Here is a 25423-nt window from a genome sequence, read left to right on the forward strand (position 1 = left end):
AAACTCTTGTTATAATGTGATTACTTTAAATCTATACCCTATTCTAAACTTTAAGGCAGACTATTTTATGAGCATGAACGCTGACGATTTGATCGCATTTTTACAGACTCACTTCCCAGACGCTTTTATTCAAGCTGCCAATCAAGGTAATAAGTTTGACGTACGCGTGGTTGATGCCAGTTTTGAAGGCAAGCGTGCCGTCCAACGTCAGCAAGCAGTGTATGCATTAGTCAATGATAAGATTGCGAGTGGCGATATTCATGCCCTCAATATCCAAGCACTGACGCCTGCTGAGTGGGACGTTCAGTCAAAAGGCTAATCAAATAGCTGTCTATATGATCAGAGACTACTGAATCAGCCGCATGAATGGTTGGGTTCTGTCGTGCTGGTTTTCATAATTTTTTATACTCATCGCTAGGTTGTCACCTTTATGGATCAATTTTTAATCACTGGTAGTAGTCGTATCGCAGGGGAAGTCACCATCTCAGGCGCCAAAAATGCCGCTTTGCCGTTACTCGCAGCTATGATATTGGCTGAGACTCCAACGACACTGCATAACGTGCCGTCACTACAAGACGTGCGAACGTTGATTGAATTGATCGGTGGTATGGGTATCAAAATCCAAAAGCAAGATGATACGGTCACTTGCGATACCAAGAGTATCGATAACTTTTATGCCCCGTATGATTTGGTAAAAACCATGCGCGCGTCAATCTTGGTGCTAGGGCCGTTACTCGCACGTTTTGGCGAAGCCGAAGTCTCATTGCCGGGCGGTTGTGCCATTGGTTCACGCCCTGTTGATCAGCATCTAAAAGCGTTTGAAGCCATGGGTGCTAACATCAGTGTAGAGAATGGCTATGTAAAAGCCCAAGCCCCAGCAGGTGGCAAGCTATTGGGTTGTAATTTCTCATTTGATATGATCACGGTTGGCGGTACTGAGAACGCCATCATGGCAGCAGCATTGGCCAAAGGCACAACGGTTTTAGGTAACTGTGCATTAGAGCCAGAAGTGGTTGATTTGGCCAATATGTTGGTCGCGATGGGTGCCAAAATAAGCGGTATCGGTACGTCAACGATGACCATCGAAGGGGTAGAACGTCTGCATGGCTGCGAGTATTCAGTCGTACCTGATCGTATTGAGACAGGCTCATATCTTGCTGGCGCGTTGATGACACGCGGTGATGTATTGACCAAAAACACATCGGCTCTATTACTAACACCAGTATTAGAAAAGTTCGAAGACATGGGTGCGGTTATTACGTCTGGCGATGGTTGGATTCGCGCACAAATGAAGGGTCGTCCAAAGGCAGTTGATATTCGCACACAGCCACATCCTGGTTTTCCAACGGATATGCAGGCACAGCTGATGGCTATTGCTTGCTTGGCTGAGGGTACGAGTACCTTTATCGAAAATATCTTTGAAAATCGCTATATGCACGTCCCTGAGCTAAATCGCTTGGGCGCCTCTATTCAGGTCGATGGTCATACTGCGGTAGTAAAAGGTGTTGAGAACTTTACCGCGGCACCTGTGATGGCAACTGATTTGCGCGCATCTATGTCATTGGTAATGGCAGCGGCAACGGCGGAAGGCGAGAGCTTAATTGACCGCATTTATCACATCGATCGTGGTTATGAGCATGTTGAAGAAAAGCTACGTAGCCTTGGCGTAAATATCGAGCGTATTAATACCAACGCTTAGTATTGATTCACTCAATATCGGCTGTTACGCGTATTACGTTCTAAATTAAAAACGCCCCTTTAAATAGGGGACTGCACATGGATATGATGTCATTATGACTGAGACAAGCAACTCTTTACCAGCCAGCGGTTTATTAAACGAAGTAAACGATGCGTTTTCAGGTCTAACCTTGGCCTTATCAAAAGGCCGTATTTTAGAAGAGACCATGCCATTGCTGCGTGCAGCTGGCGTTGATCTTTTAGAAGACCCAGAAGCCTCGCGTAAACTTATTTTTCCAACCTCAAATCCAAACGTGCGTGTATTGATATTACGCGCCAGCGATGTACCGACCTATGTCGAACATGGCGCAGCTGATTTTGGGGTGGCAGGTAAAGATGTGCTGCTTGAGCATGGTGCCAATCATGTTTATGAATTGCTCGATTTGCAGATTGCTCAATGCAAACTGATGACAGCGGGTGTGAAAGATGCTCCGCTACCGAATCGTCGCCTGCGTATCGCGACCAAATATGTCAACGTGGCTCGTGCTTATTTTGCAAGCCAAGGTCAGCAAGTCGATGTCATTAAACTCTATGGCTCAATGGAACTTGCGCCATTGGTTGGCTTGGGTGATTTGATCGTCGATGTGGTCGATACGGGCAACACGCTGCGCGCCAATGGACTTGAAGCCCGCGATCACATTTGTGATGTTTCCTCACGTCTTATCGTCAATCAAGTCAGCTATAAGCGTAAATTTGCGCTACTAGAACCAATCTTAGATAGCTTTAAAAATAGTATTGCCAATGCCTAATAACCCAGTGCAAGTCATTGGTAATATAAAGCATGGTGATACGAATTTTTAAACCAGTTTAGCAGGCTATGAATGATATAGCGTGCTAAACTGGTTTTGTTGTCTTAGCGTACAAAAAATAAAATTACCGTAAAATTTAGACCAGAAGACAGCGAATAAGTCGCAGGGTTTGTGAGTGACAAGCCTACTTTATGTATTTTCAAACCGTTTATTTTTAGCACTACTTTCTGCTTAGATATAGGATTAGGTCATGCGCCAGTTAAGTACCCAAGATGCCGATTTTGATAGTCAATTGACACAATTGCTTGCCTTTGAAACCGTCAATGATGCTGAATTATTGCATACCGTCGACGATATCATCGCCCAAGTACGCGCTGATGGTGATAGCGTCGTATTGGCATTGACTCAGAAATTCGATCAACATCCAGCGACGACGATGCAAGAGCTAGAGCTGTCTAAAGAGGCGCTTGCAGAAGCGTTTGCCAATCTTGATGACAAAGTAAAGACAGCGTTGATCACAGCGGCCACACGGGTGCAGACATTCCATGAGCGCCAAGTACAAGAAACATGGCAATACGAGGATGAGCTTGGTAACCGTTTGGGTCAAAAAATCACACCACTTGATCGCGTTGGTATTTATGTACCGGGCGGTTTGGCCTCTTATCCATCGTCAGTACTGATGAACGCCATTCCTGCCAAGGTTGCTGGCGTCGCTGAAGTTATCATGGTTGTGCCCGCACCCAAGGGAATACTAAACCCATTGGTATTGGCAGCGGCGCATTTAGCCCAAGTCGATCGCGTCTTTACCATTGGTGGTGCACAGGCTGTGGCAGCTTTGGCTTACGGCACCGACACTATCCCAGCCGTGGACAAAATAACAGGACCTGGCAACAAGTATGTCGCGGCGGCCAAACGTGCAGTATTTGGTCAAGTTGGCATCGATATGATCGCAGGCCCTTCGGAAGTGTTGGTCTATGCAGAGGGTGAAGCGCAAGATCGAGCGGATTGGCTAGCGATGGATTTATTGTCACAAGCAGAGCATGACCGTATCGCTCAAGCTATCTTTGTGACCACCAGTGAAGCGCAGCTCAAACAAGTGGCGATTGAGATAGAAAAAGCATTGGCTGAGCTACCAAAAGCAGATATCGCCCGTGATTCTCTACAAAATCGTGGTGCACTTATTCTAGTCAAAGATCGATGCGAGGGCATGGCGCTTATCAATCGTATCGCCCCTGAGCATTTGGAGTTATCTGTTGATAGCCCTGACGCACTGCTAGATGATATTCGTCATGCAGGTGCTATTTTTATGGGTCGTCATACACCTGAGGCTATAGGGGACTACTGTGCAGGGCCCAACCATGTATTACCAACATCAGGTACGGCGCGTTTTTCTTCCCCACTCGGTGTGTACGATTTTCAAAAAAAATCATCAATCATTTATTGCAGTGAATCTGGCAGTAAGCCATTGGCTGAGACGGCAGATATTTTGGCGCAACGTGAGGACTTAGAAGCCCATGCGCGTTCAGCTCGTTATCGTTATGAGTAGTGTATGTGGCGTGGTTTCGAATTTACTTGAATCATTTATGTTTAATAATTTATGTGGCTAATAGTAGGATAACTTATGAGTGAGTTAAAGATAGACACCAGACTTTGGTCATCTAAAGCGCGTAATTTGTCACCTTACGTTCCTGGCGAGCAGCCTCAACATGAGAATTTGTGCAAATTAAATACCAACGAAAACCCATTTCCGCCATCACCAAAAGTGGGTGAGGCAATTGCCAAGGTTTTAGAGCAGCAAGCTGATGATTTGCGTTTGTATCCAGCGCCTGAGTCTGATGATTTGCGTGCCGCCTTAGCACAACTGTATGAGCTTGATATAAACCAAGTGTTTGTTGGCAACGGCTCAGATGAAGTATTGGCATTGGTATTTGCCAGTTTCTTTCTAAAAGAACGCCCTGTTTTGGCTCCTGATATTAGCTATAGCTTTTATCCAGTATATGCACAGACCTTTGGCATAGAGCTGGTAAAAATAGCTCTAGAGGAAGATTTTAGTATTGACCCTGATGCTTATCGTCAGCCTTGTAGCGGTATTATTATTGCCAATCCAAATGCCCCAACTGGACTGCTATTATCGCTTGCCGATATTCGTAAGCTGGCTAGTGAGCACTCCAATGCTGTGATTGTGATTGATGAAGCTTATATTGATTTTGCTCATATAGACGAAAGTAATGTAGATGCGCAAGTCTCAGCAGTGAGATTAATCAATGAGTTTGACAATGTTATCGTGACGCAGACTTTTTCCAAATCACGTTCGCTCGCTGGCTTGCGTGTCGGTATGGCGTTTGGTAATGTTTCATTGATTGAAGCATTGACCCGTATGAAAAACAGCTTTAATAGCTATCCGTTAGACAAATTAGCGCAAGCGGGTGCGACTGCCAGTGTCTTAGATGTTGACTATTTTGAGCAAACCCGTCAGCAGGTTATTGAGCTACGTGAGTCATTAACAGCGGATTTAACGGCCTTGGATTATCAAGTGCTGCCATCACACGCCAACTTCATTTTTGCCCGTCCAGAAGATGGCAGTGCGAGTGAGGTGGCTAATGCGTTACGTGAGCAGGGCATTATCGTGCGTCATTTTGATAAGCCGCGCATCAATGAGTACTTGCGTATTACCGTTGGTACAGCAGAGCAGAATGAGCGTTTAATTGAAGCTCTAAAAGCCTTACAAGTTGCTGCTGAGTAATATTAGATTGATAGCTTAATATAGAATATTGATAGGTAAGTCTCTTTATTCAGAACGCACACCACTATCGATAAGTCTTAAAAAAGGCCTGCCAACATATCGTTGGCAGGCTTTGTTTTTGCTTGTAATTAGAAACGATAGTTCACGTTGGCAGCCTACGATTTTTGAGCCAGTACTGACAGTAGATTACCTACTTTATCCAAACATTCCTGGTATTCAGCATCGCAATCAGACGCAACCGTAATACCACCTCCTGCCCATAGGTTGACATGTCTTGCTGTGTCTAGCTCATTGTGTGATGACGCGTTGGCTTGCAGCGTACGAATGAGTACATTCCATTGACCACTACCATCAAAATTCATATAACCCATGGTGCCACAATAAGCACCGCGTGGCGTGGTTTCCAGTTCAGCGATTATCTCGACGGCGCGCTTTTTTGGTGTACCAGTGATGGAGCCAGCAGGCAAACTACCAAATAGTACCGCTAATGGATGAGTATCAGTTTTGAGTTCGGCGCTGATGGTGCTGACCATATGATGCACGTTACTAAAGCTCTCAATCGCAAATAACTGCGGTACTTTGACGCTACCTATCTTGGCATATTTACCCAGATCATTACGCAACAAATCCACGATCATGACATTTTCGGCACGGTCTTTTTCGCTGTGGGTCAGTTGTTGTTTATACGACTCATCTTGTTCATCGGTGATGCCACGTGGCATGGTTCCTTTGATAGGCTTAGTGAGAATACGATGCTTACCCGTGTTATGGTCTTTAGTAAAAGTAAAAAACAACTCAGGTGAGCAACTTAATAATTCAAACGGATGCGTGGGTATATGAGTGTTTATATTGTCAGTTACGTCACTCACCGACAAGTATCCTGCAAAAGGTGCTTTTGTATTGCGGTATAGCGCAGGCAAATAATCAATAAGTGCTGAGGTTGATTGGGTAGAATCATGGTTATACGGCAAACAGCCAGACCATTTTTGCGTTAAGTTGATTTGGTAGCAGTCGCCTTGCTGTAAGTAGTCCTGAGTTTGATTGAAGGCTTGCTGATAATCCTCTTTACTCCAGCGTGATTGTAAGACCAAAGGCGTCATATTTAGTGATGCTTTAAACTGTACTTGATTGAGATATTTGTCGGACAGTTTTTGATCCAGTTCATCTAGGTAGGAGGTAAGAGCCGTTAAAAGAGTGTCTTTTGTTTTATGACCGATATTCTCAGAAGCGTCATCGTTGGTCAGATGAGTCTTTAACACCCAACCAACGTTGCCAGTTTCTGCTTGGTCAGTTTCTTCAGGGGTAAGATAAATATCATAATGTCCCAACGAGGCACACGGCTGCATCGCCAATTCAATCCTATCGGCAGGACTTAGCTCATAAGCGGTAATATCATAACCAATAAAGCCGATTAGACCATGATGATAGTTGGATTTGGTACTTTGTTGAGTATCTATATATGCCGTATCGTTATCCGCTTTTTGAGCATTGCTATAAGCGATAAGCGCATCTTGCCACTCTAGATAGCTCAGGTAAGTTGTCGTGATAGCATGGCTATTATCCATGCCAATAACGCTATTCAAGTCCGTACCACGGCAGTTTTTGATTACCTTATAAGTATTTAATGAGTCATTAGAGGAGTGCTCATCAGCGGGGTAAACAGACCAGCTGACTTTTGGCAGTAAACCAATCACTGGTTGACCATCATTATTGAGCCAAACAAATTGCCAACTCGCTTTAGTATCTTGATCGAGCAAATGGCGTTGTAGCTGCGGCATCAGCGCTGCGGCAGACAAGTCACCGAACCGCCAGCTAGGCTTATTAGCTGGCGATGGCACAGAATCTGTCTGCTCAGTCGTCTTTTGGTTTGATACAAACATGGTTTACGCGTCAAACTTTTTGATGATTAGCGTGGCATTAGTACCACCAAAGCCAAAGCTATTGCTCATGAGTGTTTCAAGGTTGGTCTCGCGCATTTCAGTGACAATATCAAAGCCTTCAGCCGCAGGGTCTAAGTTCTCAACATTGATACTTGGGGCAATAAAGCCATCTTGTAGCATCAGTAGACAATAAATCAGCTCTTGCGCACCGACCGCGCCCAAGCTATGGCCTGTCATTGATTTGGTTGAGCTAATAGCAGGTACTTTACTGACATCATTACCGAACACTTTAGCAATCGCCTTAAGCTCAGTGATGTCACCTAACGGTGTGCTGGTACCGTGGCTATTGATATAGTCGACAGTTTGCAAACCAGCTTCGGCTAGTGCTTGCTGCATACAGCGTACGGCACCTTCACCACTTGGCGCAACCATTTCAGCACCATCAGAGCTGGCACCATAACCGACGATTTCAGCCAATATGTTGGCACCACGTGCTTGTGCATGTTCTAGACTTTCAACCACGACCATCGCACCACCAGCAGCAATCACGAAGCCATCACGATCTTTATCATAAGCTCTTGAGGCGCGCTGCGGTGTCTCATTATACTGCGTACTGACTGCACCCATCGCATCAAACATACAAGACTGTGTCCAATGTTCCGCTTCGCTACCGCCGGCGAGTATCACATCTGCTTTGCCTAACTGAATAAGTTCAGCCGCATGACCGATACAGTGCGTTGAGGTGGCGCAAGCAGAGGTGAGCGAGTAGGAGACGCCTTGGATTTTTAAACCTGTTGCCAGTGCCGCTGATACTGAGCTGCCCATCGTTTTTGGCACAGCCATCGCGCCGACACCGCGCAGACCTTTATCCCGCATGGCATCTATGGCATTGACAATATTCTCTGTCGATGCGCCGCCAGAGCTTGCGACCACGCCCACGCGTGGATTATTATTGATGGTTTCAAGCGACATACCAGACTGCTCAATGGCATTTAAAGCACTGACATAAGCGTATAGACTGGCATCACTAAAAAACCGCTTCAACTTACGATCGATACCACTAGTATCAAGCGTCGACTGGTCGATACTGCCGCTAACGTGTGATTTAAACCCATGCTCAGCATAAGCCTCATTAAATGTAATGCCAGACTGCCCTTGCTTTAGAGCGGCAGTAACCGTGGCTAAATCATGTCCGATACAAGAGACGATCCCTGCTCCAGTGATAACAACGCGGCGCATATTCTATTCCTTATGAGTAACGATTTTTCACAATTATTTTTAATAATCGTTTTTAAGTATGTATTTCTATTTAAGGGGCTGTAGTAGATAAGGATTAAACATCACACCATATTCTCAGAGTTTTAAGCTGAGTAGACGGTGATCCATAGTTGAATCTAAACTCACACTCTTTTAAAAATAAATGGAAGTTCTTCTTATCGATCCCATTATATTTTCTGAGTATTCGTTTAGACTGGTTCCAAAAGTTCTCAATGCCATTGATGTGATTGTTTTTACCGCAAGTAAACTCTTTAGAGTGATTGACTCTGAGGTGTTTAAACTCGCTCACATCTAACGCATTGTAACTTCGATAACTATCAGTATAAACAAAGCTGTCAGGCTTGATTTTACGCTTAATAACAGACATTAGAGTCGTCTGTTTGGTGTCTGCTACGACAATGGTATAAACCTTACCATTTCGTTTTAGAATACCAAATACAGCTGTCTTACCAGCAGCCCCGCGACCTCTTTTGCCTTTGCGTACGCCGCCAAAGTAACTTTCATCTAATTCGACTTCACCATCAAAGAGCTCATCAGCTTCTAATGAGAGATGGTCGTCTATTACAAGTCTAATTTTATGATAAAAAAGTGCCGCAGTGTTAGGTTGAATGTCGAGCAAGTCTGCGGCTGTTCTAGCAGTCACTTCAGCCGTGAAAAACTCTAAGAGCCTTCGCTGTACTTTTTTACTTAGTTTACAACGGGTTATCTTCATAAAAGTAGTCTAGCATAGTGCTTATCTACTACAGCCCCTTATTTAATATTAGGATGTATTGAGCGTCAAAGCCTCATTTTACAATCATTGTGATGATTATAGTAAGACTATATGCTTGGTAACTGATTATTTATAAGTAACGAACTACTTATAAATATAAGTACAAGTGTACTGTGAGTTATGGCACATGATAACGTATCGAGCGTCCAAAATCTTTGTACAAGTGCAAAATAACGACAAAATCGCGCTTGCTGTCTAAAGCCATCTAAAAAGACCATTTGATTGAAGACAGCTTATAAGATGGTATCAATCATACATCAAGTGATACTTTTGGATACAAAATTTGTGATTGCGATAACATTGTTCGCACTGACATCGATTATAGTGATTGACTAGAATGGCACATCTATTATTATAAATCGCTTACAATAAAACAAAATCACTCATCACATTAAGGACATCACGATGGCGAAGCGTAGCACTCTCTCTAAAGGTATCACTACCGTTGGCTCTTTTACTCGCAATAATCTAGAGCGCATGGGCGCTATGATTGATAGCATGAATGCTAAGACGGGCAAACCGCGTCAATACAAAGCAGTCAACTTAGGCGATGAAGACTATCAGCAGGATTTGTTCCGTGAGCAAACGTTGAAAGCCACTCAGCAATTGTTAGGGCCACGTTTTGCCACCTATGGTAAATATGCCAAAAAAGTAGTGCCAAACAGTTTTTTTCAGTCGACGGTCGATGGCGCTTTTGCACAAGTGGCAAACCTTGCCTCTAATTGGAGTCAGATTGATTTACCTAATGAGCATCGTTTCGCCAATATCGCAAGCTTGGATGATGAAGAGCGTTATGCATTAGCCACTGATATCGCCAATCAAAATCGTGCATTGGCAACGATAGGGGGCCTAACAGGTTTGGCTGGGCTTCCTGGTTTACTGGCTGATACACTTTGGCTTTTATTGGTATCATTACGTACCGTCTATCAGTTAGGTGCTGTCTACAATAAACCACTCACAGGTAAGCAAGGCGTCAAGATGGCTTATGAGCTGCTAGCGAATGCTGATCTGAGCAAGATGCAAGAAAAACAAGCATTGCTAGCAGGTATTGGTATCGGCAAAGGCTTATTGGATAATGCCCAAAGCAGTGGTCTACACAATGAGCTAAAAAACCTAGGTCTAAAGGATAAAAACGTCAACTTTTATGCAGAACAAGTTGACAGCATTGCCAGTCAGGTCGGTATTGACTTGGATAAAATCAATTTAACATGGATACGCAAATTCTTACCAGTTACCGCTGTTATCGTTGGTATGCGCTACAACAGCCAGCTCATTGATGAAGTGATTGGCGTGGCTCAAGCGACTTTTGCCCCAGAAGCCAAACTTGCCAATCGCGCAATCACTGATGATAGCGGTAATGAAGCTAAGGTAAACAAAACAGCTGACAATGACAAGCAGCAAGATGCTGAGAAAGAGTCAAGCAAGGATACCGATAGCAAGAAAGACACTGCTGAAGAAAAAAACAACCATCAAGAAGCTGATGAAAAGATCGTGAAAGAAACGCAGAAAGACGACAATGACAAGCAAGGCAGTCAGAACAAATCCTCTGACAGCAAATCAAACAAGACGGCTAACAAGAAAAGCAAATAAGGGCGTCTAAATAATCAGACTTAAGTACCTTCTGTCTTAAGCCAGCTTATATCATAGAAGGATTATGAGCTGGATATCTACTATCAATTTTGGCGATAGTGTCTTCTTTCTCTTGAAAAACAAGATAATATCGCCATTTAGTATTTATAAATTGCTATTTATTTATAGTTAAATATCCTATTTAAATCGTTCGTGACGCTACTTTCGATATACTGTATGACAATCTACTTTTCAGCTGATTTTTAACTAAAAATAGATAAAGTGTTATAGTAGTAGGGTGAATGCATATCTATCAAATGTTGTAAAGTGCAATCACGCATAAGTGGTTGAAATAGCAGCAACAACTCTTTATAATACACTGTCCTAAAAATGGGTGTACCAAAATCTGTCATTAAAGTCAGATGGATGGTGCGTTTCCCCATTTTTTTGTTTTATACCAAACGGGAGAAGGATGCCTCATGGCAACAACTAACCAATTGATTCGTAAAGGTCGCAAAACCATCAAGGAAAAGTCAAAAGTTCCTGCGTTGGAAGCGTGCCCACAACGTCGTGGTGTATGTACTCGCGTATATACTACTACCCCTAAAAAACCTAACTCAGCCATGCGTAAAGTATGTCGTGTACGTTTGACTTCAGGCTATGAAGTATCAAGCTACATCGGCGGCGAAGGTCATAACTTACAAGAGCACAGTGTTGTTCTTATCCGTGGTGGTCGTGTAAAAGATCTACCAGGTGTACGTTATCACACCGTTCGTGGTGCATTAGATTGCGCAGGCGTTAAAGACCGTAAGCAAGGTCGCTCTAAATATGGTGCTAAGAAGCCTAAAGTTTAATAACTAATCGTTATTAGCTAAGCTTTTTTATACCAAACATTAACTGTGCATGGGTCTGGTGTTGACAGTATTATTAAATTAGTAATTCACTGTTAAAACATACCGCCGTGCAGTAAGGCTGACTGACAACTCGATATAACGCCATCCAATATTAATTGGTGCGAGATTGTGAATGTCAGACACTCCTGAAGAAAAGGATATTTATTATGCCAAGACGTCGCGTCGTTGCTACCCGTGAGATCCTACCGGATCCTAAGTTTGGTAGCCAAACTGTTGCAAAATTCATCAACCATGTAATGAGTCATGGTAAAAAATCTACTGCTGAGCGTATCGTTTACGGTGCACTTGAAACAGTAAGCGAAAAACGTAAAATCGAAGATCCAGTATCTTTCTTCGAAGAAGTTTTAGAAAATGTACGCCCAATGGTAGAAGTGAAAGCTCGCCGCGTTGGTGGTGCAACCTACCAAGTACCAATGGAAGTACGCCCCTCCCGTCGTACTGCCTTGGCTATGCGTTGGTTAGCTGAAGCTGCTGCTAAGCGTTCTGAAAAATCAATGGCTTTGCGTTTAGCTGGCGAATTGAATGATGCTGCTGATGGCAAAGGCGCTGCTATGAAAAAGCGTGACGAAGTTCACCGCATGGCAGATGCTAACAAAGCGTTCTCTCATTACCGCTTCTAAGCTACTGTTTATTAGTAGTAGCTTTAGATTAGCTGGCTGAAGTCAGCTAATCTTACACTGTTATTTATTCTATTGATTGCCGCCATCATTCATTCAGTTGTATATAAGTTTTACTTATTAACGATTGAGATGGCGGACATCTATCAAGATGTCTCTCTTAACAAGCACGACTTTCACTAGAGAGCATCCCAAATTTGATGCCACACTATTCTTAGTATTTGCTCTTTTTTTGTCCGTATTAGGCTCAATAATCAGTAAGTAATATTACGAAGCTGAACGCTTTGTCATAGAGTATGAGGTAGAGACACAATACATTATTATATACACGACTTTTCCTAGGAAAACACTATGGCTCGTAAAACTCCCCTAAAACGCTATCGCAATATTGGTATTTCAGCGCACATCGATGCTGGTAAAACGACCACTACTGAGCGTGTTTTATTCTATACCGGTATTAGCCACAAAATTGGCGAAGTACATGATGGCGCAGCCACTATGGACTGGATGGAGCAAGAACAAGAGCGTGGTATTACTATTACCTCAGCGGCAACAACTTGTTTTTGGTCAGGTATGGCTAAACAATTTGACGAACACCGTATCAACATCATCGATACCCCAGGTCACGTTGATTTCACGATCGAAGTTGAACGTTCTATGCGTGTACTTGATGGCGCTTGCATGGTTTACTGTGCAGTAGGCGGCGTTCAGCCACAGTCTGAGACCGTTTGGCGTCAGGCTAACAAATACAAAGTGCCACGTCTTGCATTTGTAAACAAAATGGATCGCGTTGGTGCTGATTTCTATCGTGTTATCGAACAGATCAAAACTCGCTTAGGCGGCAACCCTGTACCATTGGTTATTCCAATTGGTAAAGAAGAGGACTTCGAAGGTGTTGTTGATCTAGTCACCATGAAAGCTATCTATTGGGACGAAGCGTCTCAAGGCATGGAATACGACGAGCGCGAAATCCCAGCTGAATTGCAAGAAAAAGCTGAAGAATATCGCGAGATTCTTGTAGAAAATGCTGCTGAAGCAAACGAAGAACTCATGAATGAGTATCTTGAAAATGGCGAATTGACTGTAGAACAGATCAATACTGCTATTCGTCAGTTGACTATCGATAACCAAATCATTCCATTGCTTTGTGGTACTGCCTTTAAGAACAAAGGTGTACAGAAGATGTTGGATGCGGTTATTCAGTATCTTCCAGCACCAATGGATGTACCTGCTATCCGCGGTATTCTTGATGACAAAGATGAGTCAGAAGGTTTCCGTGAAGCATCTGATGATGTACCGTTCTCAGCTTTAGCATTCAAAATCATGAATGACAAATTCGTTGGTAACTTAACCTTCGTTCGTGTTTATTCAGGTGTTTTGACGCAAGGTAGCAGCGTATATAATCCAGTTAAAATGAAGCGTGAGCGCGTTGGTCGTATCGTACAGATGATGGCTAACTCTCAAGAAGAGTTGCAAGAAATCCGTACTGGTGACATCGCTGCATTGGTTGGTATGAAAGACGTAACAACTGGTGATACGCTATGTGATGAGCAAAATGTTATCACGCTTGAGCGCATGGAATTCCCAGATCCAGTTATCAGCCTAGCGGTTGAACCTAAGACCAAAGCTGACCAAGAAAGAATGTCAATCGCTTTAGGTCGTTTGGCTAAAGAAGATCCATCGTTCCGTGTACACACTGACGAAGAATCTGGTCAGACAATCATCAGTGGTATGGGTGAGCTGCATTTAGAAATTCTTGTTGACCGTATGAAGCGTGAATTCAACGTTGAAGCTAACATCGGTGCACCACAGGTTGCTTATCGTGAAACGATTCGTAACACTGTCGAACAAGAAGGCAAATTCGTACGTCAAACAGGTGGTCGTGGTAAGTTCGGTCATGTTTGGTTACGTCTTGAGCCACTTGATCCAGCTGGCGATACTGAGTACGAATTCGCTGAAGAAGTTGTTGGTGGTACTGTACCAAAAGAATTCCATGGTGCCGTTGATAAAGGTATCCAAGAGCGCATGAAAAACGGCGTACTTGCTGGTTACCCAGTAGTTGGCGTAAAAGCGACCTTGTATGATGGTTCTTATCATGATGTCGATTCTGATGAATTGTCATTTAAGATGGCTGGTTCTATGGCCTTCAGAAAAGGTTTCATGGCAGCTGACCCAGCACTACTTGAGCCAGTAATGAAAGTAGAAGTTGAAACGCCTGAAGATTACATGGGCGACATCATGGGCGATCTTAGCCGTCGTCGTGGTTTAGTACAGGGTATGGAAGACTTACCTGGCGGTACTAAACAGATTCGTGCTGAAGTACCATTAGCGGAAATGTTTGGTTATGCCACTCAAATGCGCTCAATGTCACAAGGCCGTGCTACTTATTCAATGGAATTCCAAAAGTACGCTGAGATTCCAAAATCAGTTGCTGCTGAAATCATCTCTAAGTTCAACAATAAAGATGATGACGAGTAAGTAAAAATTTATTAAAGACGGCAATATAGCTAATATCATTATATTGTCATCGAAAAATACGCCAATAACTTGTTAAAAGACTTGTTATTGGCTGCGATTTTCTTATAATATCTGCACATTAGTATGTGCAACCTTTTAACAATTATCTTAATGTGGTCAAGATTGCCTTAATTATCATATTTATATGAGTTAAGTCTTGAACCCCAAAAAAAGAGGAAATACCCATGGCAAAGGCCAAGTTTGAACGTAGCAAGCCACACGTCAACGTCGGTACAATCGGACACGTTGACCATGGTAAAACAACCCTTACCGCTGCAATCGCAACCGTAGCTGCAATCACCTCTGGTGGCGAAGCCAAAGACTACGCGTCTATTGACTCAGCACCAGAAGAAAAAGCACGTGGCATCACCATCAACACCTCACACGTAGAATATGACACAGCAGCACGTCACTATGCTCACGTAGATTGCCCAGGTCACGCCGATTATGTTAAAAACATGATCACTGGTGCTGCTCAGATGGACGGCGCAATCCTAGTCGTATCTGCAACTGACGGCCCTATGCCACAAACACGTGAGCACATCTTGCTTTCACGTCAGGTTGGCGTACCGTACATCATCGTATTCATGAACAAATGTGATGTTGTTGATGACGAAGAATTGCTTGAGCTAGTAGAAATGGAAGTTCGTGAATTATTGAGCGACTATGACTTCCCAGGTGATGACACGCCAATCATTCATGGTTCAGCGACTGAAGCCCTAAAAGGCTCACAAGAAAAGTATGGCCAACCAGCTGTCGTAGAACTACTAAACGTTCTTGACACCTACATCCCAGAGCCAGAGCGTGACGTTGACAAAGCATTCCTAATGCCAATCGAAGACGTATTCTCAATCTCAGGTCGTGGTACTGTTGTAACTGGCCGTGTTGAATCTGGTATCGTACGCGTTGGTGACGAAATCGAAATCGTCGGTATCCGTGACACTCAAAAAACCACCTGTACTGGTGTAGAGATGTTCCGTAAACTGCTTGACGAAGGTCGTGCAGGCGAAAACTGTGGCGTACTACTACGTGGTACTAAGCGTGAAGACGTACAACGTGGCCAAGTACTTGCTAAGCCAGGTTCTATCACTCCGCATACCAAGTTTGACGCTGAAGTATATGTGTTGAGCAAAGAAGAGGGTGGTCGTCACACACCATTCCTAAACGGCTATCGTCCACAGTTCTACTTCCGTACTACTGACGTAACTGGCGCAATCCAATTACAAGACGGTACTGAAATGGTAATGCCTGGTGATAACGTTGAGATGGGCGTAGAGCTTATCCACCCAATCGCTATGGACAAAGGTCTTCGCTTTGCAATTCGTGAAGGCGGCCGTACTGTAGGCGCTGGTGTTGTTGCTAACGTATTGAACTAATCTATTAGTCTCAGTAATGAGATTATAAGTTAGTCATAAAAAAGCCATCCTGTTATAGGGTGGCTTTTTTTATTGAGGAGTATCAAACACGCCCTAGTAGCCTTAGAGTACGACGATTGATCGATATAGTCGATGAAATACGAACCTGCTACGTCGTTACCCATCCTTAGATGTACTACTTGTGCAATCTGCAGTCGGCTGCCTTGTACCCGTTTTAGAGTTCTTTGACTATAGTGTTTTTGAGGGTGATAGCCGTTTATTTGTTATATATCGTATTGTAATCTGTGGCATAGCTTGTTATATTAGCGCTGCACTTAATGCTAGTGGCGATGCCAATTTGCAGTAGGGGGCGTATATTATTAATATACATACTCTCACAAAGTGTAAAATCAGGTAAAAGCGATAATTTTACCGCTAAAGGCTTGCATTCTACGCTCAATATTGTATAATGCTGTCCTTTACACCCATAGGCGATTGGCTCAATTGGTAGAGCATCGGTCTCCAAAACCGAGGGTTGTAGGTTCGAGTCCTACATCGCCTGCCATCTTCTTATCACATCTTTGTTGTACCCCACCATCTCCGAAGCGAGTTCTTTATGAGCAATGATCAAGATAACCTCGAGACTAAGTTATCTGATGCCAAGGCGGTTGCTGGTGGAATGCTGTCTAAAGATAAGCACATCTCAGCGAGCGGAGCTACCGCTGTTGAAGTGGCTAAGACTGGCTCAATAAAAGATTTGATTTTGTGGCTACTTGCCGCAGCTGTTTTAATCGGTGCGACTCTAGTTAATCAATATCTACCAGGCTATTGGCAACCCGCCAATGATGTCTGGGTACGTATTGGTATTATTGTCGCACTTGTTGTATTTGCATTAGTCTGTTTGGCGCTAACGCATCAAGGCCGTGCTTTTAAAATATTATTAAAAGACGCTGCCGTTGAGCTTCGCCGAGTAACATGGCCAGGTAAAGACGAAACCTTTCAATACACATGGCAAGTGATTGTCGTGATTGCGATTGCTGGGTTTTTTATTTGGTTGTTGGATAACTTTTTTAATTGGTTCGTTGGTATCTTTATCGGTTAATAGCACGTATTAGTGGCTATTAACGAGACATTTACTTATAACGACTTATTTATAATGATCAGGAGCGTGATATGCGTTGGTATATTGTCCAAGCGTTTTCAGGATATGAAAAACAAGTACAACGTTCATTAACTGATCGTATCAATCGTAGTGACTTTGCTGAGTCATTCGGTGATGTATTGGTTCCTACTGAAGAAGTCGTCGAAATGAAAGACGGCAAAAAGCGTAAAAGTGAGCGTAAGTTCTTTCCAGGATATGTATTGATCCAAATGGAAATGAACGATAATACCTGGCACATCGTAAAAGACTGCCCACGTATTATGGGCTTTATTGGTGGTACGCCTGAGATGCCTGCACCAATCACGCAAGTAGAAGCTGATCGTATTTTAAACCGTCTCAATCAGACTGAAACCGATCCTCGTCCTAAGACTCTCTTTGAGCCAGGCGAAGAATTATTGGTTATCGATGGTCCATTCACTGACTTTAAAGGGTTGGTAGAAAAAGTGGACTATGAGAAGTCTAAACTACATTTGACCGTAAACGTATTTAATCGACCGACTCAGGTTGAGCTAGAGTTTAGTAAAGTTGAAAAACTAGACTAAACCAGCAAAAAATTCATCAACCGGGGAGCTGTTAGTCAATAAGCTTATATAGCATATTGATTTGGCGTTATTACCCATTTAGGAGAGTATCATGGCTAAGAAGATTGATGGTTACATCAAACTGCAAGTGCCTGCAGGCAAAGCAAATCCTTCACCACCTATTGGTCCAGCTTTGGGTCAAAAAGGCGTGAACATCATGGCGTTCTGTAAAGAATTTAACGCTGCGACCTCAGGCCAAGAGCCAGGTCTGCCGATCCCAACTGAGATCACAGTATACAGCGATAAGTCTTTTACCTTCATCATGAAGTCACCACCAGCTGCATACTTACTACGTAAGGCTGCTGGCGTTGCTAAAGGTTCTGGTACACCAAACACCGCTAAAGTCGGTAAAGTTGACCGTGCACAACTAGAAGATATCGTTAAGACTAAGAATGCAGATTTAACTGCAGCTGATCTTGACGCTGCTGTCCGTACCATCGCTGGTACTGCACGTTCAATGGGTATTACCGTGGAGGGTGTGTAAATGAGCAAGCTAACCAAACGTCAAAAAGAAATTCAAAGCCGTATTGAGCACGAAAAGCAATATACGATTGAAGAAGCGGTTCAGATCTTAAATGATTTGCCAGCGCTAAAATTCAAAGAGTCTATTGATATCGCAGTAAACTTGGGCGTTGACCCACGTAAATCTGATCAAGTGGTTCGTGGTGCAACTAATTTACCTGCTGGTACTGGTAAAACCAAACGCGTTGCTGTATTCGCTCAAGGTGCTGCTGCTGAAGCCGCCAAAGAAGCTGGTGCAGACATCGTTGGTTTTGAAGACCTAGCAGAGTCAATCAAAGCCGGTAATATGGACTTTGATGTTGTGATCGCAGCACCTGATGCAATGCGTGTTGTTGGTCAGTTGGGTACTATCCTAGGTCCACGTGGCCTAATGCCTAACCCAAAAGTTGGTACAGTAACACCAAACGTTGCTGAAGCTGTGACTAACGCAAAAGCGGGTCAAGCACAGTATCGTGTTGATAAAGCTGGTATCATCCATGCTACTATCGGTCAAGTTGGATTTACTGCTGAGCAAGTTTTGGAAAATGCTCAAGCACTAATCACAGATCTAAAACGTGCAAAGCCTGCTACATCTAAAGGTACTTTCATCAAGAAAATCACCTTGTCTAGTACGATGGGTCCAGGTCTAGCGATCGATGCAGTTCCTTATCGCACTGCAAAATAATTAAGGTCTCTATCTTCAAATATTTTGAATGATGAGCACACGCTATATTAAAAAAATTAGGTCAGCGTAGTATTTACTACGCTGTCTAAGACCGTAGGTAGAGAGTGGTTTAGAGTCATACATAACGATTTTTGGATGGTTAGATATGACAATGAGTCACTTTTGTTAATCGACGACAGATGAAAATCTTAGTTGTCCTACGCAGACGGTGGCCCTCACAGTTTAAGACACGAGCGCATAGGGTGATATGACTATTTATATGGTCATCAAACTATTACTCAACGTCATTCTGATAACGGTGCCGTAATCAGTCGTTACCAATAGATGCTTTTTTAAATAATTGAATCAGTTGGTAATGTGTCGTATCAAGTCAGTCTTAGCTTAAAGTTTAAGCGCCTGAAATTTTCGAATTTTGAGCACTTTTACTATAAGTCGATTGATAAGATTAAAGGAGTCAACTTATGGCATTAACGCTAGAGCAAAAACAACAAGTTGTGGCTGAAGTGTCTGAAGTTGCTGCTAATGCTTACTCAGCAGTAGCTGCCGAATATCATGGTATTGGTGTTGCAAAGCTTACTAAGCTACGCGAACAAGCCCGTGAGAAAGGCGTTGTTTTGAAAGTGGTAAAAAATACACTAGCAAAACGCGCTTTTGAAGGCACTAAGTTTGAGAGCATGTCAGACCGTATGACTGGTCCACTACTTTTGGCTTTCTCTATGGAAGACTTGGGTTCTGCTGCTAGAGTTGTTTTCGACTTCAGCAAAGAAACCAAAGCTTTAGAGACCAAATTGGTATCAGTTGGTGGTGTTGTTTATGGTCCAGAAGAGCTAGAGCGCGTATCGAAGCTACCAACTCGCGACGAAGCAATCTCTATCTTGATGGCTACTATGAATGCACCAGTGACCAAGCTTGTCCAGACTATGAACGCTGTTCCTGGCAAGTTCGTTCGCACTGTAGCGGCAATCAAAGACGCAAAAGAAGCTGCTTAATTGCTTGTTTTAACGTAACTTTAACATCGCTTATTCTGGTTGCACTTTATTGTCACATTCGACAAGCAATCAGAGCGATATTAAAATCAATTAATTTTTATCAGATAACGGAGAGTTCTCATGGCACTATCTAAAGAAGACGTGTTAAACGCAATCGCTGAAATGTCAGTAATGGATATCGTTGAGCTAATCAGCGACATGGAAGAAAAATTCGGCGTAACAGCTGCTGTTGCTGCTGCACCTGCTGCTGCTGGTCCTGCTGCTGCTGCTGAAGAAAAAGACGAGTTTGACGTAATTCTTGCCAGCTTTGGCGAGAAGAAAGTTGGCGTAATTAAAGCCGTACGTGAAGCTACTGGTCTTGGCCTAAAAGAAGCGAAAGATTTGGTTGAAAGCGCTCCAGCTCCAATCAAAGAAGCCGCATCTAAAGCTGAAGCTGAAGAGTTGAAAAAGAAACTTGAAGAAGCTGGTGCAACTGTTGAACTAAAATAAGTTTAACACTGTACGAAAAAAAGCTGGTAATGCCTTGCATTGCCAGCTTTTTTTTACTATAATTCGTAGCTTGACCTTTTGTGTCTGCCAACATACGTATGCAACATCACGGTGGATACCCATCAAAAGGACAGACGATATACATGCAAGCACACATGCCAGTTTTTGAAATCAGTTAATGTTAGCTAAACGTCCGTAGATGTTTGGCATTTTTTTGTGTCTGCATGCTTTCCTATTAACACTATAGTTTATACTGATTCTAGAAGTTATAGTTACCCCAGTTACCATTAATTCTGAAAGCTGTTGATCTTAGGTTATCCATTTAGCATGGTTTTACTGTCAGTAGGTAGGCTCGTAGACGGTATATATCACCGACGACAATGGTTTTGATAAAAAAGAGTCTAAATATAACCAGTTTTAATAGTAGGTAACTTAATAGTAAATAACTTAGCAACACCCTTAAATAAATTGTTTTTTTGCATGTATTGGCAAGTTAAGCCCTAAAGGCAACCTATTATAAGTGATTGAATTTATCGATTTGAATAGTCATATAGACTGATTCAAATGTCGATGACAAGATTAAAGAAAGAGTGTTAAGCAAGCACTGGTAGTAGCAGTAGTAATTGATAGAAAAGACATGAACTGAACACGAAAACCCGTTTTATATTATCGTTTACGTCGCTAAGTTTGCATCGTATTTATGCATGCTGGCCACGCTTTTAATTTGTTTCCACGTTTACTGTAAGGACTCTCGATGGCATATTCTTATACTGAAAAAAAGCGTATTCGCAAAAGTTTTGCTGAATTGCCCACTGTAATGGACATTCCCTATTTACTGTCTATTCAAGTAGATTCTTATGAGCAATTTTTGCAAGAGCACAAAAAGCCAAAAGCTCGTGAGAATACTGGTTTGCAAGCTGCGTATTCCTCTATTTTCCCAATTGAGAGTCACTCTGGTAATGCTGAGTTGCAATTCGTTGAGTATTATTTAGGTACGCCTGAATTTGATGAGCGTGAGTGTATCTTACGTGGCTCAACGTTTGCTGCGCCGATGCGTGTCAAAATCCGCTTGATTATCAAAGATAAAGACAGCAAGGATAAAGACAGCAAAGCGGCTATTAAAGATATCCGTGAGCAAAGCGTTTACATGGGCGAAATGCCTTTGATGACTGCTAACGGTACTTTTATTATCAATGGTACTGAGCGTGTTATCGTATCTCAGCTACATCGTTCACCTGGTGTGTTCTTTGATCATGATAAAGGTAAGTCGCATTCAAGTGGTAAGGTGCTTTATAACGCCCGTATCATTCCTTACCGTGGTTCATGGTTGGACTTTGAATTTGATGCAAAAGATTTAGTCTTTGCTCGTATTGACCGTCGCCGTAAACTACTTGCGTCAATCATTCTACGTGCGCTTGGTCTGACCACTTCTGAAATCTTGGATTTATTCTTTGATAAAGTCGCTGTTTATAAAGGCGAAGAGACGTTTGAAATTGATCTGGTTGCGGATCGTCTACGTGGCGAGATGGCTCAGTTTGATATCGTATCACCTGAAGGTGACGTTATCGTAGAGCAGGGCAAACGCATCAACGCACGTCGCATCCGTCAGCTTGAAGAAGCAGGTATGACGAAGATTGCTGTGCCTGATGAATATCTATATGAGCGCATCTTAGCGGAAGACATCGTTGTTAATGATGAACTCATCGCGAAAGCCAACACGCCAATTGACCATGAATTATTGGTTAAGTTGAGCGCGTTTGAAGCCAGTGAATCTATCAAAGAATTCAGCATTCTATTCACTAACGATATCGATCAGGGTAGTTATATTGCTGACACGCTACGTGCTGATAGCACATCAAGCCGTGAAGAAGCATTGATCGAAATCTATAAAGTAATGCGTCCAGGTGAGCCACCAACGGTCGAAACTGCTGAAAAACTGTTCGAAAGCATGTTCTTCAATGCAGATCGTTATGACTTGTCAAACGTTGGCCGTATGAAGTTCAACCGTCGTCTAGGGTTAGAATTTGATAATACAGATGATCCAGATATTCAGCGCGCACGTAGTGTTTTGACCAATGCTGACATCGTGAATGTATTAAAAGAATTGATTGAGATTCGTAACGGTCGCGGTGAAGTAGATGATATCGATCACTTAGGTAACCGTCGTATTCGTTCAGTCGGCGAAATGGCAGAAAACCAGTTCCGTGTTGGTCTAGTACGTGTAGAGCGTGCGGTCAAAGAGCGTTTGAGCTCAGCGGAATCTGATAACTTGTCACCACAAGATTTGATTAACTCTAAGCCAGTAGCGGCTGCGGTTAAAGAATTCTTTGGTTCAAGCCAGTTGTCACAGTTTATGGATCAGAACAACCCGCTGTCTGAAGTTACCCATAAGCGCCGTGTATCAGCGTTAGGACCTGGTGGTCTAACTCGTGAACGTGCAGGCTTTGAAGTACGTGACGTACATGATACGCATTATGGCCGTGTATGTCCGATTGAAACTCCTGAAGGCCCAAACATTGGTTTGATCAACTCACTAGCGACGTTTGCGAAAACCAACAGCTTTGGTTTCCTAGAAACGCCTTATCGCCGTGTGGTTGATGGTAAAGTGACAGACGTTATTGAATATCTATCAGCGATCGAAGAAGTAGGTACTGTGATTGCACAGGCTGATTCTCCGATGACTGAAGATGGTGCGCTTTCTGATGAAATGGTCAGTGTACGTAGTTATGGTGAATTTGTTCGTATGCCGCCAGAAAAAGTGACGCATATGGATGTGTCGCCAAGTCAGGTAGTATCGGTCGCAGCAGGTCTGATTCCGTTCCTAGAGCATGATGATGCTAACCGTGCCTTGATGGGCTCGAACATGCAACGTCAGGCTGTTCCTACGCTACGTGCTGATAAGCCGTTAGTTGGTACTGGTATGGAGCGTTACGTTGCTCGTGATTCTGGTGTTTGTGTGATCGCTAAGCGTGGCGGTGTGATTGAAGATGTTGACGCCTCACGTATCGTTGTTCGTGTAAACGAAGACGAGATGATTGCTGGTGAAGCGGGTATTGATATTTATAACTTGATCAAATACACGCGCTCTAACCAAAACACCTGTATCAACCAACGTATCATCGTTAACCAAGGTGACGAGATTGCTTTGGGTGATATCTTGGCTGATGGTCCATCAACGGATCTTGGCGAGCTTGCACTAGGTCAGAACATTCGCATCGCATTTATGCCGTGGAATGGTTACAACTTCGAAGATTCGATTTTGCTATCTGAGAAAGTGGTTAAAGAAGATCGTTTCACTACTATTCATATCCAAGAATTGACCTGTGTGGCGCGTGATACCAAGCTAGGTACAGAAGAGATTACTGCTGATATTCCAAACGTTGGTGAAGCGGCATTATCAAGTCTTGACGAAGCAGGTATCGTCTATATCGGTGCTGAAGTTGACGCTGGTGATATCTTAGTTGGTAAAGTGACGCCAAAAGGTGAAACGCAACTAACGCCAGAAGAGAAACTACTCCGGGCTATCTTTGGTGAAAAAGCGGCTGACGTAAAAGACACGTCGCTACGCGTACCGACTTCAAGTAAAGGTACGGTTATTGATGTACAGGTCTTCACCCGTGATGGTGTCGAAAAAGATGCACGTGCAAGAGCGATCGAAAAATCGCAGCTTGACAGCTATCGTAAAGATTTAAAAGAAGAGCTACGTATCTTTGAAGAAGCGGCTCGCGGTCGTATTGGTAATCTATTAGATGGCCAAAAAGTCAGTGGTGGTTCTGGTCTGAAAGCCGGTACAGTCATGGCATTGGCTGATATGAAAGATATGAGCCTTGAGACTTTGCTTGATATCCAACCAGTGGAAGAAGAAATCTCTGAGCGTCTCACGCAAATCGCTGATTACTTGGTTGATAAGCAAAAAGACATCGACGTGAAATTTGCTGAGAAAAAACGTAAATTGACCGCTGGTGATGACTTACAACATGGCGTACAAAAAATCGTTAAAGTATATCTAGCGGTTAAGCGTCGTATTCAGCCTGGTGATAAAATGGCTGGTCGTCATGGTAACAAAGGTGTTGTCTCGCGCATCATGCCAGTTGAAGACATGCCTTATGATGAAAATGGTAATACCGTTGACATCGTATTGAACCCACTTGGTGTACCATCTCGTATGAACATCGGTCAGGTTCTAGAGACGCATTTGGGTATGGCAGCGAAAGGCTTGGGCGAAAAAATTGATGGTATGCTGAAATCTCAAGCAGCGATCAAAGAGCTACGTGAGTTCTTAGACAAAATCTATAACCAAGTAGGCGGCGAGCAAGTTGATCTTGATAGCTTAACTGATGATGACATCATGGCCCTTTCAGCTAACTTACGCGGCGGTGTACCGATGGGTACAGCAGTGTTTGATGGTGCAAGAGAAAGCCAAGTCAAAGATTTGTTAGAGCTTGCTGGTATGGATCGCGATGGTCAGCAGACGTTGTATGATGGTCGTACTGGTCAGAAGTTTGACCGCAAAGTAACCGTCGGCTACATGTACATGCTCAAACTTAACCATTTGGTTGATGACAAAATGCATGCACGTTCAACGGGTTCTTACTCACTAGTCACGCAGCAGCCATTGGGCGGTAAAGCTCAGTTTGGTGGTCAGCGCTTCGGTGAGATGGAAGTCTGGGCACTAGAAGCATACGGCGCGACTTACACGTTGCAAGAGATGCTAACGGTGAAGTCGGATGATGTTGAAGGCCGTACTCGTATGTACAAAAACATCGTTGATGGTGAGCAGTATATGGATCCAGGTATGCCTGAGTCGTTCAACGTACTGACCAAAGAAATCAAATCATTGGGTATCAATATTGAGTTAAAACAAACCCATTAAGCACGGCTGACT

20 protein-coding genes and 1 tRNA gene are annotated in these 25423 nt (G+C 43.3%); 18 read left to right on the forward strand and 3 right to left on the reverse strand.

Features of this window, described 5'->3' with window-relative positions; genetic code table 11:
• Positions 1–67 precede the first annotated feature (67 nt).
• The 5 genes from QL982_RS03230 (at position 68) to hisC (ending at position 5229) form a co-directional block, all read left to right on the forward strand.
• Positions 68–319 carry a BolA/IbaG family iron-sulfur metabolism protein gene (locus tag QL982_RS03230; protein WP_102091608.1) on the forward strand — a complete coding sequence of 84 codons (252 nt, stop codon included), beginning with the start codon at positions 68–70 and terminating at the stop codon, positions 317–319.
• 111 nt (positions 320–430) lie between these two features.
• A complete protein-coding gene (gene murA / locus QL982_RS03235) occupies positions 431–1699 on the forward strand; it encodes a UDP-N-acetylglucosamine 1-carboxyvinyltransferase (protein WP_290161563.1) in 1269 nt (422 codons plus the stop codon).
• A gap of 94 nt (positions 1700–1793) precedes the next feature.
• Complete coding sequence (gene hisG / locus QL982_RS03240; RefSeq protein ID WP_290161561.1) at positions 1794–2486, forward strand: ATP phosphoribosyltransferase; 693 nt, start codon at positions 1794–1796, stop codon at positions 2484–2486.
• A gap of 250 nt (positions 2487–2736) precedes the next feature.
• The gene (gene hisD / locus QL982_RS03245; protein WP_290161559.1) at positions 2737–4032 is read left to right on the forward strand and encodes a histidinol dehydrogenase; all 1296 of its coding nucleotides are present in this window, start codon (positions 2737–2739) and stop codon (positions 4030–4032) included.
• Positions 4033–4107: 75 nt separating this feature from the next.
• Entirely contained in the window at positions 4108–5229 is a 1122-nt protein-coding gene (gene hisC, locus QL982_RS03250) for a histidinol-phosphate transaminase (protein ID WP_290161557.1), read from the forward strand.
• A 155-nt stretch (positions 5230–5384) separates the two neighbouring features.
• Here hisC and QL982_RS03255 read toward each other — a convergent pair whose 3' ends face one another.
• The 3 genes from QL982_RS03255 to QL982_RS03265 form a co-directional block, all read right to left on the reverse strand.
• Positions 5385–7109: an anthranilate synthase component I family protein gene (locus tag QL982_RS03255; RefSeq protein ID WP_290161555.1), complete on the reverse strand. Its 1725-nt coding sequence runs from the start codon at positions 7107–7109 to the stop codon at positions 5385–5387.
• 3 nt (positions 7110–7112) lie between these two features.
• Positions 7113–8348 carry a beta-ketoacyl-ACP synthase II gene (locus tag QL982_RS03260; RefSeq protein ID WP_290190162.1) on the reverse strand — a complete coding sequence of 412 codons (1236 nt, stop codon included), beginning with the start codon at positions 8346–8348 and terminating at the stop codon, positions 7113–7115.
• 94 nt (positions 8349–8442) lie between these two features.
• Positions 8443–9099 carry an IS1595 family transposase gene (locus QL982_RS03265; RefSeq protein WP_193008975.1) on the reverse strand — a complete coding sequence of 219 codons (657 nt, stop codon included), beginning with the start codon at positions 9097–9099 and terminating at the stop codon, positions 8443–8445.
• Between the two features lie 465 nt (positions 9100–9564).
• On the opposite strand from QL982_RS03265, the gene QL982_RS03270 reads away from it, so the two are divergent.
• The 13 genes from QL982_RS03270 to rpoB all read left to right on the forward strand — a co-directional run bounded on the left by QL982_RS03270 (position 9565) and on the right by rpoB (position 25411).
• Entirely contained in the window at positions 9565–10749 is a 1185-nt protein-coding gene (locus QL982_RS03270; RefSeq protein ID WP_290190163.1) for an EcsC family protein, read from the forward strand.
• Positions 10750–11207: 458 nt separating this feature from the next.
• On the forward strand, positions 11208–11582 hold the full coding sequence (gene rpsL, locus QL982_RS03275) for a 30S ribosomal protein S12 (RefSeq protein ID WP_011281154.1): 375 nt from the start codon (positions 11208–11210) through the stop codon (positions 11580–11582).
• A 206-nt stretch (positions 11583–11788) separates the two neighbouring features.
• The gene (gene rpsG / locus QL982_RS03280; RefSeq protein WP_021814163.1) at positions 11789–12262 is read left to right on the forward strand and encodes a 30S ribosomal protein S7; all 474 of its coding nucleotides are present in this window, start codon (positions 11789–11791) and stop codon (positions 12260–12262) included.
• A 348-nt stretch (positions 12263–12610) separates the two neighbouring features.
• The gene (fusA, locus tag QL982_RS03285) at positions 12611–14737 is read left to right on the forward strand and encodes an elongation factor G (protein ID WP_290161548.1); all 2127 of its coding nucleotides are present in this window, start codon (positions 12611–12613) and stop codon (positions 14735–14737) included.
• Positions 14738–14961: 224 nt separating this feature from the next.
• Positions 14962–16152 (forward strand): elongation factor Tu, encoded by a 1191-nt coding sequence (gene tuf, locus QL982_RS03290; protein ID WP_290166126.1) that lies wholly within the window; start codon positions 14962–14964, stop codon positions 16150–16152.
• A 468-nt stretch (positions 16153–16620) separates the two neighbouring features.
• Positions 16621–16696 (forward strand) — tRNA-Trp (locus QL982_RS03295).
• A gap of 51 nt (positions 16697–16747) precedes the next feature.
• Positions 16748–17233 (forward strand): preprotein translocase subunit SecE, encoded by a 486-nt coding sequence (gene secE / locus QL982_RS03300; RefSeq protein ID WP_290163148.1) that lies wholly within the window; start codon positions 16748–16750, stop codon positions 17231–17233.
• A gap of 71 nt (positions 17234–17304) precedes the next feature.
• The gene (gene nusG / locus QL982_RS03305; RefSeq protein ID WP_057761729.1) at positions 17305–17835 is read left to right on the forward strand and encodes a transcription termination/antitermination protein NusG; all 531 of its coding nucleotides are present in this window, start codon (positions 17305–17307) and stop codon (positions 17833–17835) included.
• Between the two features lie 91 nt (positions 17836–17926).
• Complete coding sequence (gene rplK, locus QL982_RS03310; RefSeq protein ID WP_290163144.1) at positions 17927–18358, forward strand: 50S ribosomal protein L11; 432 nt, start codon at positions 17927–17929, stop codon at positions 18356–18358.
• Positions 18359–19060 carry a 50S ribosomal protein L1 gene (gene rplA, locus QL982_RS03315; RefSeq protein ID WP_290163142.1) on the forward strand — a complete coding sequence of 234 codons (702 nt, stop codon included), beginning with the start codon at positions 18359–18361 and terminating at the stop codon, positions 19058–19060.
• 461 nt (positions 19061–19521) lie between these two features.
• Positions 19522–20049: a 50S ribosomal protein L10 gene (gene rplJ, locus QL982_RS03320; protein ID WP_192524403.1), complete on the forward strand. Its 528-nt coding sequence runs from the start codon at positions 19522–19524 to the stop codon at positions 20047–20049.
• Positions 20050–20169: 120 nt separating this feature from the next.
• Complete coding sequence (gene rplL, locus QL982_RS03325) at positions 20170–20538, forward strand: 50S ribosomal protein L7/L12 (RefSeq protein ID WP_290190164.1); 369 nt, start codon at positions 20170–20172, stop codon at positions 20536–20538.
• Between the two features lie 754 nt (positions 20539–21292).
• The gene (gene rpoB / locus QL982_RS03330; RefSeq protein WP_290163136.1) at positions 21293–25411 is read left to right on the forward strand and encodes a DNA-directed RNA polymerase subunit beta; all 4119 of its coding nucleotides are present in this window, start codon (positions 21293–21295) and stop codon (positions 25409–25411) included.
• Positions 25412–25423 lie beyond the last annotated feature (12 nt).

The sequence above is a fragment of the Psychrobacter sp. 5A.1 genome (genome assembly GCF_030407455.1).
In the GTDB taxonomy this organism is placed as follows: Bacteria; Pseudomonadota; Gammaproteobacteria; order Pseudomonadales; family Moraxellaceae; genus Psychrobacter.

Bases quoted from the DNA above. Each gene is read 5' to 3' on its own strand.
- hisC (WP_290161557.1), top strand. From the start codon at position 4,108: ATGAGTGAGTTAAAGATAGACACCAGACTTTGGTCATCTAAAGCGCGT.
- rplK (WP_290163144.1), top strand. From the start codon at position 17,927: ATGGCTAAGAAGATTGATGGTTACATCAAACTGCAAGTGCCTGCAGGC.
- QL982_RS03260 (WP_290190162.1), bottom strand. From the start codon at position 8,348: ATGCGCCGCGTTGTTATCACTGGAGCAGGGATCGTCTCTTGTATCGGA.
- QL982_RS03270 (WP_290190163.1), top strand. From the start codon at position 9,565: ATGGCGAAGCGTAGCACTCTCTCTAAAGGTATCACTACCGTTGGCTCT.
- rpsL (WP_011281154.1), top strand. From the start codon at position 11,208: ATGGCAACAACTAACCAATTGATTCGTAAAGGTCGCAAAACCATCAAG.
- tuf (WP_290166126.1), top strand. From the start codon at position 14,962: ATGGCAAAGGCCAAGTTTGAACGTAGCAAGCCACACGTCAACGTCGGT.
- QL982_RS03265 (WP_193008975.1), bottom strand. From the start codon at position 9,099: ATGAAGATAACCCGTTGTAAACTAAGTAAAAAAGTACAGCGAAGGCTC.
- murA (WP_290161563.1), top strand. From the start codon at position 431: ATGGATCAATTTTTAATCACTGGTAGTAGTCGTATCGCAGGGGAAGTC.
- hisD (WP_290161559.1), top strand. From the start codon at position 2,737: ATGCGCCAGTTAAGTACCCAAGATGCCGATTTTGATAGTCAATTGACA.
- hisG (WP_290161561.1), top strand. From the start codon at position 1,794: ATGACTGAGACAAGCAACTCTTTACCAGCCAGCGGTTTATTAAACGAA.
- fusA (WP_290161548.1), top strand. From the start codon at position 12,611: ATGGCTCGTAAAACTCCCCTAAAACGCTATCGCAATATTGGTATTTCA.
- QL982_RS03230 (WP_102091608.1), top strand. From the start codon at position 68: ATGAGCATGAACGCTGACGATTTGATCGCATTTTTACAGACTCACTTC.
- rpsG (WP_021814163.1), top strand. From the start codon at position 11,789: ATGCCAAGACGTCGCGTCGTTGCTACCCGTGAGATCCTACCGGATCCT.
- rplL (WP_290190164.1), top strand. From the start codon at position 20,170: ATGGCACTATCTAAAGAAGACGTGTTAAACGCAATCGCTGAAATGTCA.
- nusG (WP_057761729.1), top strand. From the start codon at position 17,305: ATGCGTTGGTATATTGTCCAAGCGTTTTCAGGATATGAAAAACAAGTA.
- QL982_RS03255 (WP_290161555.1), bottom strand. From the start codon at position 7,109: ATGTTTGTATCAAACCAAAAGACGACTGAGCAGACAGATTCTGTGCCA.
- rplA (WP_290163142.1), top strand. From the start codon at position 18,359: ATGAGCAAGCTAACCAAACGTCAAAAAGAAATTCAAAGCCGTATTGAG.
- rpoB (WP_290163136.1), top strand. From the start codon at position 21,293: ATGGCATATTCTTATACTGAAAAAAAGCGTATTCGCAAAAGTTTTGCT.
- rplJ (WP_192524403.1), top strand. From the start codon at position 19,522: ATGGCATTAACGCTAGAGCAAAAACAACAAGTTGTGGCTGAAGTGTCT.
- secE (WP_290163148.1), top strand. From the start codon at position 16,748: ATGAGCAATGATCAAGATAACCTCGAGACTAAGTTATCTGATGCCAAG.